Consider the following 13,583-nt stretch of genomic DNA (forward strand, 5'->3'; position numbering starts at 1 on the left):
TGCCGAATTAGCGGGTTACGGCTCGCAGCGTGCGCGTTTGACGCTCGGCCATCGCGTATGCCCCGGAAAGTAACGCCAGCGTCGATTCGGCGCCCATATTGCGGTTCACGGCACGTTCTTCCAGACCGTCGTAGCAGCCGCCGCCGTGCGCCATGATTTCGGAGCGCGAGTTTTTGCCGTAGAACCAAGCGAGTCCGAGTTCTGCGTGGGCGACGTGCGCGGGATCTGCGGTGGCGTCGTATGCGGCCAATTCTGCGTCGATCATCGAACACGCATCCAAGGGTTGCTGGCCATACATGGTGCGCGAACCGCCGCGCCGGTACCAGCCGTTGTTGCCGACTGGAACGAAGACCCCATCTAGGATAGTGACGCCTTCATAGAAGGCCAAGGTGTCGAGACCGGCTTGCAGGTAGCGCGCTTCACCCAGAACGTGACCGGCTCGGATCATCGCTTCCGGTAGCCGCGCATTGTCGTACGTCATCATGTCCGTATACCAGTTCCACCCCGGCGCGCGCTGCTTTTCGTACGCCGCCAGCAAGGTATCGGCTACATGCCGGATGGCTTTGACATACGACGGGTCCTGCAACGCGGTGTACGCGTGACACAAGCCGAGCATCGCGTACGCGCGAGGGTGGAGAAAGTCGAACGTGTCGATCGTAGCGATCGCCCGGTCGAACATATGGCGGCACAACCGGCGCCACGCCGGCGTTGGAGCGTAACCCATGCCGAAACCAAGCGCCCACATCGCGCGGCCGCAGCTGTCTTGCGTGCCGACATCGTCGAGCCAGTCGCGTTGGTAACTCATGAAATTATGAAACCGGCCGTCTTCTAACTGCGCGTCTTGCAAGAACGACAAGTAGGTGGAGGCCAGGCGCGTCGCGAGTTCGTCGCCCGGCAGAGATCGCAAGCGCGTCAGCGCTACGACGAACGCACGCGCGACGTCGTCCGTGCAGTAACCGGTCGAGCGGTTTGGGACGGACTCGATCGCATGTTGTACGACGCCCGTGTCGTCGGATAGCGTCGCCAGATGATCCAGCGACGGCAAAAGTGGTCGAGGGTTCATGCCGACGAAACCAACGTCATCGGCTCGGGCGGGGCCAGCTCGAGGAACACGTTGGCATATTCGCCGGCCACGTGCGGCCAGGTCATCTGCCGGCCGAATCGATACGCGCGCCGTTCTGTGGCGCGGCGCAATTCGGGATCGTCGAGCAACATGTTTAAGCGTTTTGCGATCGACGGCGAGTCGCGGAATTCGCACAGGAAGCCGCGATTATGCGCCAACAGTTCTTGCGCGTACAGGTACGGCGTGGAAACGATGGCTTTGCCGCAACCGACGGCGTAGGCTAAGGTTCCGCTAACGATCTGGTCCGGGTTCAAATACGGCGTAAGATAGATATCGGTCGCGGACAGATAACTCACCAACTCGTCGAACTCCATGTATTTGTCGACGAGCTGCACGTTGTATTGTAGTCCGTACTCGCGAATTTTCGCTTGCAGCGTTTCGCGATACGATTCGCCTTCTTGCCGGCGAACGACCGGATGTGTCGCGCCGAGGATCAAGTAGAGCGTCTCCGGATGGCGGCGAACGACGTCGCGCATGGCCTCGATGGCGTACTCTAAACCTTTGCCGCGACTGATCAGCCCGAACGTCGTGATCAACACGCGCTGACCGATACCGAACGACGCCTTGGCCGCGTCGGTATTCGTGAACGGCACGTCGGGCACGCCGTGATGAATGACGCGCAGTAGTTCGGGGTCGATACCGTACACGGTTTCGAGTAAGCCGCGGCCCGTTTCGGACAACGAAACAATTCGCGAAGCGCTAGCGCACAATTCGCGGGTAACGCGCAACATCGTTTCGTCGGGCTCGGGCAGCACGGTGTGCATCGTCACCGCGACCGGCTTCTCGAGCGCTCGCAACAGATCCATGAGCCATTCGCCGCGTTCTCCGCCGAACAACCCGTATTCGTGCTGGACATTCAAGAGATCCGCCGGATGGCGATTGATGAAGTCGGCTACTTGAGCGTAACTGAAGCGATCTTCTTCCGAAAGCCGGGCCACGACCTCGGGTCCGTAACGCCGCATCTCACCGCCGGGTTCGTCGATCGCGACGACGTCGCTGGTGATCCCGAACGCTCGATTGTACGAATCGACAACGTCCTTGGTAAACGTCGCGATGCCGCACTCACGCGGCGGAAACGAGCCTAGAAATAACGCGCGCGGCGGAAACATGTTTAGCGCAATCCTCCACTTCCGACCTATAATTACCCCTCGCTCGATACGCCATAAACCTGGCATCCGCGAGTTCGTGCGGCGCGCCGCCGCTCGGAAGCGCTATGTGGTCCGAGAGCTGTCGACGTTCGGCTCGCCTACTCGGCTGCCTTCCTGTAACACCAGGCCAGGCTCGACGGTTACGTCGTGCCCGATGACGCTGCCGCGCCCGATCCGGGCGCCCGGTCCGATCGTCACGCCACTCGCGATAATCGTTTCTTCAATGGTCGCCGAGGGCCCGACGCTGACCCGTTCCCACAAGACCGAGTCGCGGATGACGGCATGGGGACCGATACTGCAGCCATGGCCGAGTACGACGTTCGGACCGACTTGGGCGGTCGGGTCGACGACCACGTCGGCGCCGGCATACACCGGCGCGACGATGCCGGGCAGGCCTTCGAGCGAAGCGGCTCCGAAGCCGTGAATACCCGGCCCGACGCCCATGGCCAGCACGCCGGCAAGCACGTCGGTGTGCGCCGTGAGGTAGTGTTCGGGACGTCCTATATCGAGCCAGTAGTCATTGGTTGTGTAGCCATACAGCCGTTTGCCGGCAGCAATCGCTTGCGGAAAGGTTTCGCGCTCGATCGAAACGTTGCGATTCGGCGGTATCAGGTCGAGTATCTCGCGCTCGAGCAGATACGTGCCCGCGTTAATGTCATTGGTCGGCGCCTGATCGCGCGGCGGTTTCTCGACGAAGGCCGATACCAGACCGTCGGCGTCGTGGGCAACGCAACCGAATGCGGACGGATCGTCGACGCGGATCAGGTGCAGCGTTCCGATGCCGCCTTTCTGCTCGTGGTAACGCAACATCGCCGGCAAATCGAGACTGGTTAACACGTCGCCGTTGAGCATGAAGAACCGGCCTTTGATGTGCTGCTCCACATTTTTGATCGCGCCGGCGGTGCCCATCGGCGTTTCCTCGATCACGTACGTGATCTTCATGTCGAGGTGCGAACCGTCGCCGAAATAGTCGACGATCGACTGCGGCAAATATCCGGCCGGCAGAATGACGTCGCGAATGCCGGCCTCACATAAGCGCTGCATCGTTCGCGCCAAGAACGGCACGTTCATGATCGGAACCATCGGTTTGGGCGTGCCATACGTCAGCGGACGTAAACGCGTTCCCTCGCCACCCACCAGGACGATCGCCTGCACCAAGCACCTCCTTCGGCTGTTTCCGCCGTTCTTCTACCCAAAGGAGCGCAGCTACTTCGTTCGCTTACGATACCCGTAGGTCGGAGTGAGGCTGTGGCAGTTGGGGCACAGCATACGGAGATTCGCGAGACGGTTATCGTTTCGAACTCCGTTGATGTGGTCGATCTGCACGGAGAGCGGCTTGCCCCGCCACGTGTCGATTCCGCAACGGTAACATCTCGGCTCGAGCAATCCGGCGTGGAGTAGTCGAAGCTTGAGGTGCGTCCGGCCCTTCGCAGCCCGAATGACCTGTTCGATCGACCATTTGCGAACGCGCGTCGTAATCTCGCCGCGTGCTAGTGCCTTCTGCCAAGCAGCGCTCGAAAAGCCGAACACGCGAATGCAGTCGTAGTACGTGTGGCCTTGGTCGTAGTACGCTTGTATGGCTGCCCAGTCGTACTTCCGTCGCTTATCCATCTTCGCTCCTCATTTCTACCGGCGGACGTTTCGGTTTGGCTGTGTCGGGCAAAGCATCCGTACGTTTTAAATGCGATGATCGTTCGCCAGGCATTCCGCGATACCGCAGTCGTAACAGCTGTTCCTCAGCGCACCCGATTTCATCAGCACACGTCGCACTTGGCTACGATGACGAAATGCAACGATCTGCTCCGAACGGAACGAACGCGGTCGCTGCCGTAACGCTCCGCGCTCTTTTGCGTTCATCCACGTTGCTTCGGATAAGCCAAAGTGACGCATGCATTCATTCCGAGTGCGGTAATCGTCATGGTATTTTGCACTAGTTCGGTCGTATATCGGGATAAATGTATGGTATCGAACCAGCGTGCCAACTGGGTGGACAAGTGCTTCGAGACAATACGCTTTTTCTGTGCCAACCAGTTGGCGCACGCGTTTGCGATGATACAAGCATGAAACGCATTTACGATTGGAAAGCCGTTCAACAGCACTACGATCAGGGACACAAGTTCGTGGAGTGTCTTAAAAAATTTGGCATGACTCACACTGCCTGGCGCACGACAATTCTCCGCGGCGAACTGCGCGTGCCGTCAACCCCGTTCTCAGATCGACGCAGAAAGCACGATTGGGTTACGATTCAAGCATACTACGACACCGGAGCATCGGTTCGTGTCTGCGCGGCGGCATTCGGCTTCTGCGTTGAGGCCTGGTCGAAAGCCGTCGCTCGCGGTGAGATTCAACCGCGGCTTCCCGGAATGCCTATAGACGAGTTACTCGCAAGTACGAAACGGCGTCGCCAACATGTCAAAGCGAGATTGCTTAGAGCTGGCATTCTTAAGAATACATGTGACGGCTGCGGGTTGACTGATTGGAGAGGCGAACATTTGTCGATGCACTTGGACCACGTCAATGGTGTATCAAACGATCACCGGCTAGCTAATCTTCGGATGCTCTGCCCCAATTGTCACAGTCAAACGCCAACGTACGGAGGCCGCAATATGCGGCGCAATCGCTCGTTGCATGAACCCGGGCCGCCGTTGTAGTATAGTCCAGCGCTGGTCATTCCCGGGTAGTTCAGCGGTAGAACGGCGGCCTCTGAAGCCGCATGTCGGTGGTTCGAGACCATCCCCGGGAGCCATCGGCCCTATCGTCTAGAGGCCTAGGACGCCGCCCTCTCACGGCGGTAACGCGGGTTCGAATCCCGCTGGGGCTACCATTTTCGTATGCGAAAACTCCTTATTTTATAGGCGTTCTATGCTTGCACGTATTCCAGTCAAGACAGCCAACTGTGCAGCCAAATGTACCTTGCGTTGCATCTAAGAGACTGGGCACTGCCGTAAAGCGCACCTAGACGCAACATTCGGGGACCGACTCTTGACGATTGGAGCGGTCTGAGCTAGCCACCCTCGATCCGAGCCAGCATCGTCTCCGCCTGCGTTGGACTTGCGATTCGATAGCGTCGTTGCCGAAACGGCCGGCAGTCATCAAGACGCACGACCAAAAGCGTCTATACAACTATACGCCTATACGCCTATACGCCTATACCACTATACGCCTATGGTCGTATAGGCCTGTAAGCCATTGCCGGCGCGTGCAGCGTCCCGCAAGACAAAGTTCGAGCCGTCGATCGAAGCGGAGAGGCCCAAAAGGGCTAAGCCAAACGCTAAGAAGCCCGCTGCCTGACTGCATCTGCTAGGGCGCGAAGCTCTTCCCTAACGGCTTCGATATCCTCAACGTGACCACGCTGTATCATTGCATCGGTCACTGTCTCGCGTTTCTCACCTAGCGTTTCCAAGCGGCTGAACAAGAAATACACCTGGTTTTTTAGGCTCTTGTAGAATTCGCCCTCGGCTACCGTCCCAGCCTGAATTAGTGGCGCTCGACTAATTTTAGAAAGTGCGGGGGGGTCGTTCTCCTCTTTGGCTTTCTCCGTGAGCATCGTCACAATCGCTCGCTGACCGTAAACGGGTTGCAGCAAGTCAGAAAGCCGGTCGATCATTCGCCACGTGTCGGCCAGGAGAATGTCGCGACGTTCGGCCGCATCATTCTGTTGTGATGCGTCCTGGCGCTTTCCAAGTAAGTACTCGAGTCGCAAGTTCCAGCAGCCCCAGATAACGTACGCAAACCCGAACAGCGCGATCAGCAACGGCAGATACTTGGGCGCGTTTGACCCCAAGCTAGCAGCAGCGAGCCAATACGAACCTACCCAGGCGATCACGCCTAGCAAGAGATTGCCCACCCGTGACGGCCAGAGCATGGGCTCTGAGCTACGCCCGAGCTAAAGAATCACCCTGTCACGGCGTATCCGACCTACCAATGGCTAGCTCGTTGTGTCAAGTATATTGTGTCAAGTATAGACTGCCGAGACGAGACTAAAAGCGCGCCGGCGTCCACAACGTACGAAGCGTACGATAGTAGATTCGCGATGGTGATGGGGCTGATGGACCCGCCGCCCGTTTCCAGGCCGCTGCAGATCGCGTTGAGGATCGTAGCGCAACAAGGCGCCGGGGCGTTTGACGCCGTGGGCGACTGGACGAGAGCGCTGGCGTGAACCTCGGGGTTTAGCCTGGTCCCGGATCAACGGGAGACGTACGCGGAATAGAACAGTTTTGAAGATATCGGCAAAACGTTACGACGTTATGATGAAGGCGATTTCCTACTGCACGGGTCGGATTCAAGGTAACGCCTGCCTGCCACGGCCGAGTCGTGTTCGAAACTGTCTCACCAGACTTAGCAAGCATATATGGAGTCACACTAGGCCCCGATTTGTCTTTCATCACTACCGACGACGGAGCACCCTCGTGCCACTTGCACACGACAAAGCGAATCTTGCTCGAATGCGCTCCGTGGCTCACGCCTTTGGATTTTGATTATTGCCGCGAGTATTTAGCTCGAAGTTCGCGGAGCACGTCACGCGTCCGCTGGCCCGAAGACGGCGTTTAGCCTTCGCACGCTCGAATCATCGTAGCGTAGTCGCACTAGCGAAACGGCTTGACCATACATGGACTCAAATTCGCGTGCCGATGCTGACATATTTCGGGCCGACTGATATGCCGCGAGGGCCCCCTCAAAGTCGCCCAGGATGATTCTAGCCTCTCCAATCGTTGCCTCGCGCCACTTATCTCGGTAAGCGCTCTCTGCAGCTTGGAGCGCAAGCTCAGCATGCGCGGCCGCGGAATTTGGTACCGCGCTCGCCGCAGGCGCTTTCATTACCTCAAGAAAGGCAACATTAATGGCATGGTATAGTACTTGGTTCGGATCGCCAACCGTCTGAGCCTCAGCAAGTGCAGCATCATAAAGCGAATGCGCGCGTTCCCAATCCGACTCGGCGCCCTTCAGCAGCCACCGCCGCTTGTAGCGTCCGGCGAGTGTACCTTTCGCGTCGGTGGTATGTGCATATTGCTGTAAAATGCTTAGAGCCTCCGATGCTCGGCCCTGGGCGTCCAGGGCAAGGCTCAGCTCCACTAATGTACTGTTGTCAAGTGACTCAGCTACATGGAGGAAAGAGTCGATGACCTCTTGATATCGTCGGTGCTCAATGCTTACGGCGGCACTATCTAGGGTACTCCGCACCACGCTGCCGCCGCAAAGGGAGTCGACAATGATTCTTACACTGAGATCATCTTTTGATACGGGCTTAACCATCGTTCGGTGATCGCCTGGAATCACTTTGCCGGCGTCCGACGGAAACGGATCTAGAACCGATTCGAGTTCAATAAACGCATCCCGCTCTCCGGCGACTGCATGGACATGAAAGGGGAGTGCGCCCTCGAACTTTGTCGTCCACTCAGATCTCAAGTGCGTTAAGAATTCACTGCCCGGCTTCATGTCCCTGATCTGGTGCTTCGCGAAAGTTAAATACTGAGCTCTTTCCGTCCCCGTACTCGGCGTTCCAAAGAGGAACAAGTGCCCTATACGGCTTGACATACGATCATTTAGCGCGACCCGTTGAGATATGAGGCCGCCCATGCTATGTGTAATCAGCGCCAGGGACTTGTATTGTTGGAGTGGCGCATGGTCGACGCGGGTTTGCAATGCGAGAGAAGCCTTCTCTAAATCCGGGTCGTCAGCCCAGAATCCAAAATCGAACCTTTTCGACGTAGCATAGCTAACAGCGAAAACATCCCAGTTTGCGAGTCGCGGTTCATTCACAAGAAATTGCGGGAAGTCGCCCCAGTCGCCATTCGAACCTCCCATGCCATGCACAAATAAAATGGCTGCTTCCTTGGAAAGATTGCGAAATGATTCCAAACCGTTACGGGCTCGCCGCCGCTTCAAAAAGCACATCAGAGCGTGGGAATACTTAGAATCGGCAGGTGGAGCGAGGTTGCGCGGTCGACAAAATCAGCAGTTGCATCCTCGGAGTTGCGTCGTTTGCTATCCCAGATCGCGATCGCAATCAGAGAAGTCGCCCCATTAACCGATAGACACACTGCCTCATCGATAATGGTTTGGTTCGCCGATCTGTATCCGGCGGCATTTCGTTCTACGTTCAGAACAATCAGATCGCCTCTGATTTGAGCCCTCCCTATAGCCTCATCGTAAATGGCCTCCCATTTCCCGGGCCTGTCGACGACCGAGGACCTGCGGAAGTCGTCGATACCGTAGGGAAGGACTATGCGAAAACAAATGTCCAACTCCATAGATACGTGGATCGCGATCAGGTCCGCGCCGCAGGCAGCGGAGCTGACCAAACCGGTTACTTTTCGAGATCGAAACTGTTCAGCGATCACACCATGAACGGTTTGAATACGGTCTGACGGAAAGCGCGGCTCAGCGCCCAACGCATCTATTCGTCGTCCGGCAAGCGCCGCGATCAAGGTTGATAGGTGTTCTTTGCCGACTTGAGCGCCTCAACGACCCGATCGCGTTCAAAACTCGTCGCCCAGGATGTTCCGACAGCAAGAATCCCTATGGGCGCGGCGTTGTCTTTCTGCAATTTGACCGCGGCGAGCTTTAGTTTTATATCGTCTTTCATTGCGCGTTCAATCTCCCAGTTTACCCATTTGCTTGTAGAGGTTTTCTCGCCTACAAGCACGAGCAGATGAGTGGCTGTCATCATCATTTTCGTCAATGTAGACTTAACGACAACTGCGTCCGCGCTATCGATTTTAACATCCGGACCGCGACTGTCGAAATCGAAATCAAAGTCGTTATTGGCATCCCAAGCTTGGAGCAATCGCTTATAGTGCACGTCTTCGCTGTGGTCGTACGAAACAAAAACCTTAGTCCTGGGCATGGTACGCTCTCCTTTTGTAAAACACTTAATCAAATCTGGGACACGTGTGAGAATCCCTGCAATGCAAGAGCCCTCCGTTTCCGCGGGGCGAGGTTCGATGACGTACTTGCTTGACCTTGGGGACCCTTTGGCTCGGGCCGAGTCGTCCACGCCGGTAATTTTAGTCAGAATCACCATGCCTCTTCGCCACCATGGCCAAGGCTTTGCTTCAGCACGCATTGGTCCATCCCTTAGCCTTCAGACGGCTTCGCAACCATCGACAACAGAATAGGGCAGGAGCGCAGCCCGTCAGCGCGTTGGCGGGCATTCCATGACCTGCGCTGGAGCCTCCTGCACCTGAAGTCGTGACACATCCTTCAACGAATCGGTATAGCCCACTCATCGTCCGCTCTTCCGATCGAAAAGCGTGCGTCAATTACCAACAATCCCCCGGGACGTTCGCGTCGCTCGATACGCTTAGCGAACCGCGGGCGGGAGCACGGTGGGGTCACAGACCCGCCGTTAGACGCATCAGCCGGTGTTTCTGAACCTGCGCATCTGCTCGCAGTGCGGGGTGCGATTTGTTAGCTCTCCTCGCAGCAGGGCGACGTTCTGCTCGACCCGTTCGGAACCGAGCATGTGGGCCAACACAGAGCCGATTTTAATACCGGCAGAGCGCTCACGTCGCAACGTCAGTTGCCGACCTCCTCGGCGATCGTCGCGAGGCAATTCCGACGATACTTAGCGCGTCGCAAAGGTTAAAGAATCGCTAGCGCCGGAATGTCGAGAGCCGCCCAGCAGTGCTACACGGAACTCCTGACAGAACGGGCTAAGTAACCACGCAAGGCCCCCACGTCCTGAGCGTCCCTGGTCTTTGGCGGCCTGAAGTTTCGCAAAGCTTCTCATCGCGTCTTCGTTCGCGAAGTCTTTGACGCGTCGCGTTCCATTGGGATCCGTTTTCACGATCGCGTGACCCACAAGCCAGCGCCGGAGCGCTAAACAGCGAACGGATGAAGTAACCAGATTCGCGACGGCGCGGCCGGTGGCCGCTGACGGTAGCCAATCCGTGGCGGATCTCCGCGCGTAGCCAAAAGCCCTTGCCACTATAACGCAATGCCACTATAGGCGTATGTCGCCATGTCGCCATGTCGCCATGTCGCCATGTCGCTATGTCGCTATGTCGCTATACGCCTATACACCTATACGCCTATACGCCTGTAAGCGTATAGGCCTGTAAGCCGTTGCCGGGCCGGCGCCCCAGCACCGATGGTCTAACACGGAGGTCTTAGATATTCTGCAAATTGTGCTTAAACGCGAGCTGAAAGCGCGTGCGGATTCGCAACGACGCCGGCCCGACCGCGGTCCACCTTACCCCCTCCGCACTCGGCAGTTTCCGAGATGACCAAGGGGGTAAGCGCTACGAGCGTTCGCCGACAAGGCGTGCATAGCGGCGCGCTGCCGGGCCTGTACTGGAGCTTCTGCGCGCGAGCCGACCAAAGACTCGCCGACCGATTTCCCTACGCTACAAACGCTTCTAAGCCCGTTTTACCGGAAGTCCGCGACGCACTTGAGGCTCGCAAGCTCGGCATCCGCGTTCTCATCGGCATGCAACGCGGTTTGCGTTGCCTCAGCCAATCGCATTTTTCGCTTCGATTCCGCATTGACAGCAGCAGTCGATTTAATGCTCGATAACTCTTAATCGAGCTGTCGCTAGAACTTCGCACCTTCCCTAAGCTCGCCGTTCTGACGTGCAGCTTCGCAAGCGCCTCGTCGCGCGTCCGGGCGGTGAACTCGACGCGTCGCGTTCCATCCGGAGCCGTGTTCACGATCCGCGTGACCCACAAGCCATCGCTGGAGCACCTAGACAGCGAACCCGTTCCTTTGCTACGGCGCTTGCGCTTTGGCGCGGGCTAGCGCTTCGCCGCCGAGAGCGCTCATACCCCACGCCCGGCGCTGGCGCCGATTCGGCCGCGAGAGCGATAGCCACCAAGGCGCTTGCAGGGCACTGCAGTCGTCGTGCGGTTCGATCTCCAAGCCTTCCTGGAAGCCCTGCGCAGTCTCGAGCAAGACGCGGGCGCGTTCGACGCTGTGGGCGACTGGACGCAGGCGCCGGCGGCGAGATGGCTCGTTCGATTGAACTGACAAGGCCGACGCCACTACGGTGTTACAGGCTTATAGTGCTACAGCCTTACGGGCCTGTTTGCATATAGGCGTATGGGCGTATCGGCGTACAGGCCTGTTGGGCTCTTCAACTGTCCACCTGCGCCGGTTGCCGGCGGTCGCGTGGCCTAATACCGAGGTCTTAGATATTCTGCAATCGTGTTCAAACGCGCCGAAGACGCGTGCCGGTTCGCAACGCGCCGAACCTTGATACTCACTGTGCTAAACACGCGCTAACGATCTAATAGCGGGAGCGGCCCTTCGAGAGACTGAAAGTACACACACAATGGATTGTATGCGGATAGAGCGCGTTCTCGGGCCGTTTGCGTTGTCGCTTGTTCTTCTCTTGTCTGGATGTTCGGGCGCGACACCAGCGGTCAGCCTCCCGAACGCTCGAGTGCAAACGGGCGCGCGTCCCCTGGCGAACCAGGCGGCGCTCGTAATTTCATTCAAGAGCAGTCCCGCCTACGTTGGCGTCTATTCGACGGGATTACATCCGTCGCTGGTAAGAACGATTACCGATCAGGTTACCGCCCCGTCCGCTTTCTTTTTTGATCAGCAAGGCGTTCTCTATTCTGACGATCGCGGACTGAAAGAGTATGAGCTAGCCACGGGAAAGTACTTACGGACCGCCGGCGCCACCGATCCAATCGCTGTTGCTCCGAACGGAACAATCTATTACGGATATGACTACGTCCCCACCGGCGAGGTCTATTTGATACCGCCAGGCAAGACCCAACCGACGGTATCGGTCAGTTCGTACGGACCCGCCGGGATCGTTGTATCTCCAACACATACGGTTTTGGTTGACACGCATTCCGCGACCAGAGAGTATTCCGTAAACCTAAAGTTGATTCGTGGCGTCCCCGTGGACGCCATGGCGTTCGATGATGGCTTCCTGTTCGGTATGGCAACCGTTACAACCGTCGGCGTCTACGACGAGAAGACGTTTAAACTTACGCGCTCTATCACCAATGTACCCAAGTACATAACCGGGATACAGTTCGACGGAACGCACAATGTGTACGTCTTCAGTGAGTTTTTTAAAGGTTCCAACATTTCTGGCGGTCGGATCACAGAATATGCAGCGGGCTCATCGAAAGTGATTCGTAAAATCAGCTTAGGGACAGACATTCCGTACAAAGCCGCCGTAGACTCGCCCGGAAATGTGTACGTCGCAAACACGACCGCCAGTATAGTCGACATTTATTCGCCGGGAAGTTCAAAGGTAACGGGCCATATTTCCAACGGTTCGACTCCCTCCGCTATAGCCATAGCGCCATGAAACGCGGGAATTGCCATCCGTGGTCAGCAAGGGCTTTTGATGGCCATTCAATCGCGCAGAGCCTTTCTGGACTAGTTGGGCGCCGAGCTCAAGATAGAATCATTGTTTGGCGCTGAGCCACTTGGAACCGCGTCGAAGGGGTGCGTCTGTGACATAGCGAGCTCTGTGTCTTGGGAGGCGTCTGCACTCTAGCTCAAAAACCAACGCCAATGGTCCCAAAGCTCATTTCGCGGAAGACCTTGAACGAGTTCCGAGAATGGATGGTTGGATGTGTGTTGCGTAAGATCGACGACGAATTTTCAGCCGCCGGCATCACCCTCGCGCCGACATCTTCGGTAGTGGTTCATGGTCAGCGGCGCAGCCAAATCGAACTTTATTATGCGTCACTCGATCTGACGAAGCCAACCGACGCGGAAAAACTCTTAGCAGTTTTCGAGAATATTATATTGTCGGCAACAACTGCAACTCAGTCAGGTTCGGCCGATTTGATAGCATGGATCGAGAAGGATGGTTACGTATACGAAGGCGGTCGACTTCGACGACGGAGTCCGACCGGAATGCGCGCGACGGCCGATAAGGTTGCGGCAGCCACTTCCGGGAGCATCCACACCGACATCCGGCGGATCGAAGATTCGATCGATCGCGATCCAGCGCTCGCAATCGGTTCCGCCAAAGAGTTGATCGAAACCGTCTGCAAAACAATTCTCGAAGCAAAAGGTATATCATACTCTAAGGCCAGCGATTTAAGTGAACTTGTCAAAGCGGCAACCAAGGCGTTACAGTTGGCTCCAGAGGACATACCGAGCGCCGCGAAGGGTGCCGACTTGATTAAACGTACGCTGCACAGTCTTGCCGCCGTCGCTGGAAGTATTGGCGAGTTGCGATCTTTATACGGCACCGGTCACGGCAAAAGCGCAAGCACGAGGGGCCTTCAGCCACGGCATGCGCGCTTCGTAGTTGGTTGCGCTTCGACGCTGGTGACATTCCTATGGGACACGTTTGAAGCTCGGCCGAACGCATAAAAGCGGTGCATGCGAGTTG

At 57.2% G+C, this 13,583-nt stretch carries 11 protein-coding genes and 2 tRNA genes; 5 read left to right on the forward strand and 8 right to left on the reverse strand.

Going from position 1 to position 13,583, the window contains the following annotated elements; all coding sequences use genetic code 11:
- Positions 1 to 7: 7 nt before the first annotated feature.
- The 4 genes from VGF98_01885 to VGF98_01900 all read right to left on the reverse strand — a co-directional run bounded on the left by VGF98_01885 (position 8) and on the right by VGF98_01900 (position 3,882).
- Positions 8 to 1,063: a hypothetical protein gene (locus VGF98_01885; protein ID HEY1680374.1), complete on the reverse strand. Its 1,056-nt coding sequence runs from the start codon at positions 1,061 to 1,063 to the stop codon at positions 8 to 10.
- Positions 1,060 to 2,232, reverse strand: coding sequence for a glycosyltransferase family 4 protein (locus tag VGF98_01890; GenBank protein HEY1680375.1), 1,173 nt, complete (start codon positions 2,230 to 2,232; stop codon positions 1,060 to 1,062). Before VGF98_01890 ends, VGF98_01885 begins: the two co-directional genes overlap by 4 nt.
- A 102-nt stretch (positions 2,233 to 2,334) precedes the next feature.
- Complete coding sequence (locus VGF98_01895; GenBank protein ID HEY1680376.1) at positions 2,335 to 3,426, reverse strand: NDP-sugar synthase; 1,092 nt, start codon at positions 3,424 to 3,426, stop codon at positions 2,335 to 2,337.
- Between the two features lie 51 nt (positions 3,427 to 3,477).
- Positions 3,478 to 3,882: an HNH endonuclease signature motif containing protein gene (locus VGF98_01900; GenBank protein ID HEY1680377.1), complete on the reverse strand. Its 405-nt coding sequence runs from the start codon at positions 3,880 to 3,882 to the stop codon at positions 3,478 to 3,480.
- A gap of 1,060 nt (positions 3,883 to 4,942) precedes the next feature.
- Here VGF98_01900 and VGF98_01905 point away from each other — a divergent pair.
- Positions 4,943 to 5,017 (forward strand) — tRNA-Gln (locus tag VGF98_01905).
- 2 nt (positions 5,018 to 5,019) lie between these two features.
- Positions 5,020 to 5,095, forward strand: a tRNA-Glu gene (locus VGF98_01910).
- A 447-nt stretch (positions 5,096 to 5,542) separates the two neighbouring features.
- Here the strand turns inward: VGF98_01910 and VGF98_01915 are convergent.
- The 4 genes from VGF98_01915 to VGF98_01930 all read right to left on the reverse strand — a co-directional run bounded on the left by VGF98_01915 (position 5,543) and on the right by VGF98_01930 (position 9,295).
- Entirely contained in the window at positions 5,543 to 6,136 is a 594-nt protein-coding gene (locus tag VGF98_01915) for a hypothetical protein (protein HEY1680378.1), read from the reverse strand.
- A gap of 653 nt (positions 6,137 to 6,789) precedes the next feature.
- Complete coding sequence (locus VGF98_01920) at positions 6,790 to 8,130, reverse strand: alpha/beta fold hydrolase (GenBank protein ID HEY1680379.1); 1,341 nt, start codon at positions 8,128 to 8,130, stop codon at positions 6,790 to 6,792.
- A 35-nt stretch (positions 8,131 to 8,165) separates the two neighbouring features.
- On the reverse strand, positions 8,166 to 8,699 hold the full coding sequence (locus VGF98_01925) for a hypothetical protein (protein HEY1680380.1): 534 nt from the start codon (positions 8,697 to 8,699) through the stop codon (positions 8,166 to 8,168).
- Entirely contained in the window at positions 8,696 to 9,295 is a 600-nt protein-coding gene (locus tag VGF98_01930) for a TIR domain-containing protein (protein ID HEY1680381.1), read from the reverse strand. The genes VGF98_01925 and VGF98_01930 overlap by 4 nt, the downstream gene beginning before the upstream one ends.
- 1,797 nt (positions 9,296 to 11,092) lie before the next feature.
- On the opposite strand from VGF98_01930, the gene VGF98_01935 reads away from it, so the two are divergent.
- The 3 genes from VGF98_01935 (at position 11,093) to VGF98_01945 (ending at position 13,564) form a co-directional block, all read left to right on the forward strand.
- Positions 11,093 to 11,239: a hypothetical protein gene (locus tag VGF98_01935; protein HEY1680382.1), complete on the forward strand. Its 147-nt coding sequence runs from the start codon at positions 11,093 to 11,095 to the stop codon at positions 11,237 to 11,239.
- Between the two features lie 415 nt (positions 11,240 to 11,654).
- Positions 11,655 to 12,542, forward strand: coding sequence for a hypothetical protein (locus VGF98_01940; GenBank protein ID HEY1680383.1), 888 nt, complete (start codon positions 11,655 to 11,657; stop codon positions 12,540 to 12,542).
- Positions 12,543 to 12,781: 239 nt separating this feature from the next.
- Positions 12,782 to 13,564: an abortive infection family protein gene (locus VGF98_01945; GenBank protein HEY1680384.1), complete on the forward strand. Its 783-nt coding sequence runs from the start codon at positions 12,782 to 12,784 to the stop codon at positions 13,562 to 13,564.
- The last annotated feature ends 19 nt before the right edge of the window (positions 13,565 to 13,583 follow it).

The sequence above is a fragment of the Candidatus Tumulicola sp. genome, assembly GCA_036490475.1.
In the GTDB taxonomy this organism is placed as follows: Bacteria; Vulcanimicrobiota; Vulcanimicrobiia; order Vulcanimicrobiales; family Vulcanimicrobiaceae; genus Tumulicola.

Bases quoted from the DNA above. Each gene is read 5' to 3' on its own strand.
- VGF98_01915 (HEY1680378.1), bottom strand. From the start codon at position 6,136: ATGCTCTGGCCGTCACGGGTGGGCAATCTCTTGCTAGGCGTGATCGCC.
- VGF98_01930 (HEY1680381.1), bottom strand. From the start codon at position 9,295: ATGGTGATTCTGACTAAAATTACCGGCGTGGACGACTCGGCCCGAGCC.
- VGF98_01885 (HEY1680374.1), bottom strand. From the start codon at position 1,063: ATGAACCCTCGACCACTTTTGCCGTCGCTGGATCATCTGGCGACGCTA.
- VGF98_01900 (HEY1680377.1), bottom strand. From the start codon at position 3,882: ATGGATAAGCGACGGAAGTACGACTGGGCAGCCATACAAGCGTACTAC.
- VGF98_01890 (HEY1680375.1), bottom strand. From the start codon at position 2,232: ATGTTTCCGCCGCGCGCGTTATTTCTAGGCTCGTTTCCGCCGCGTGAG.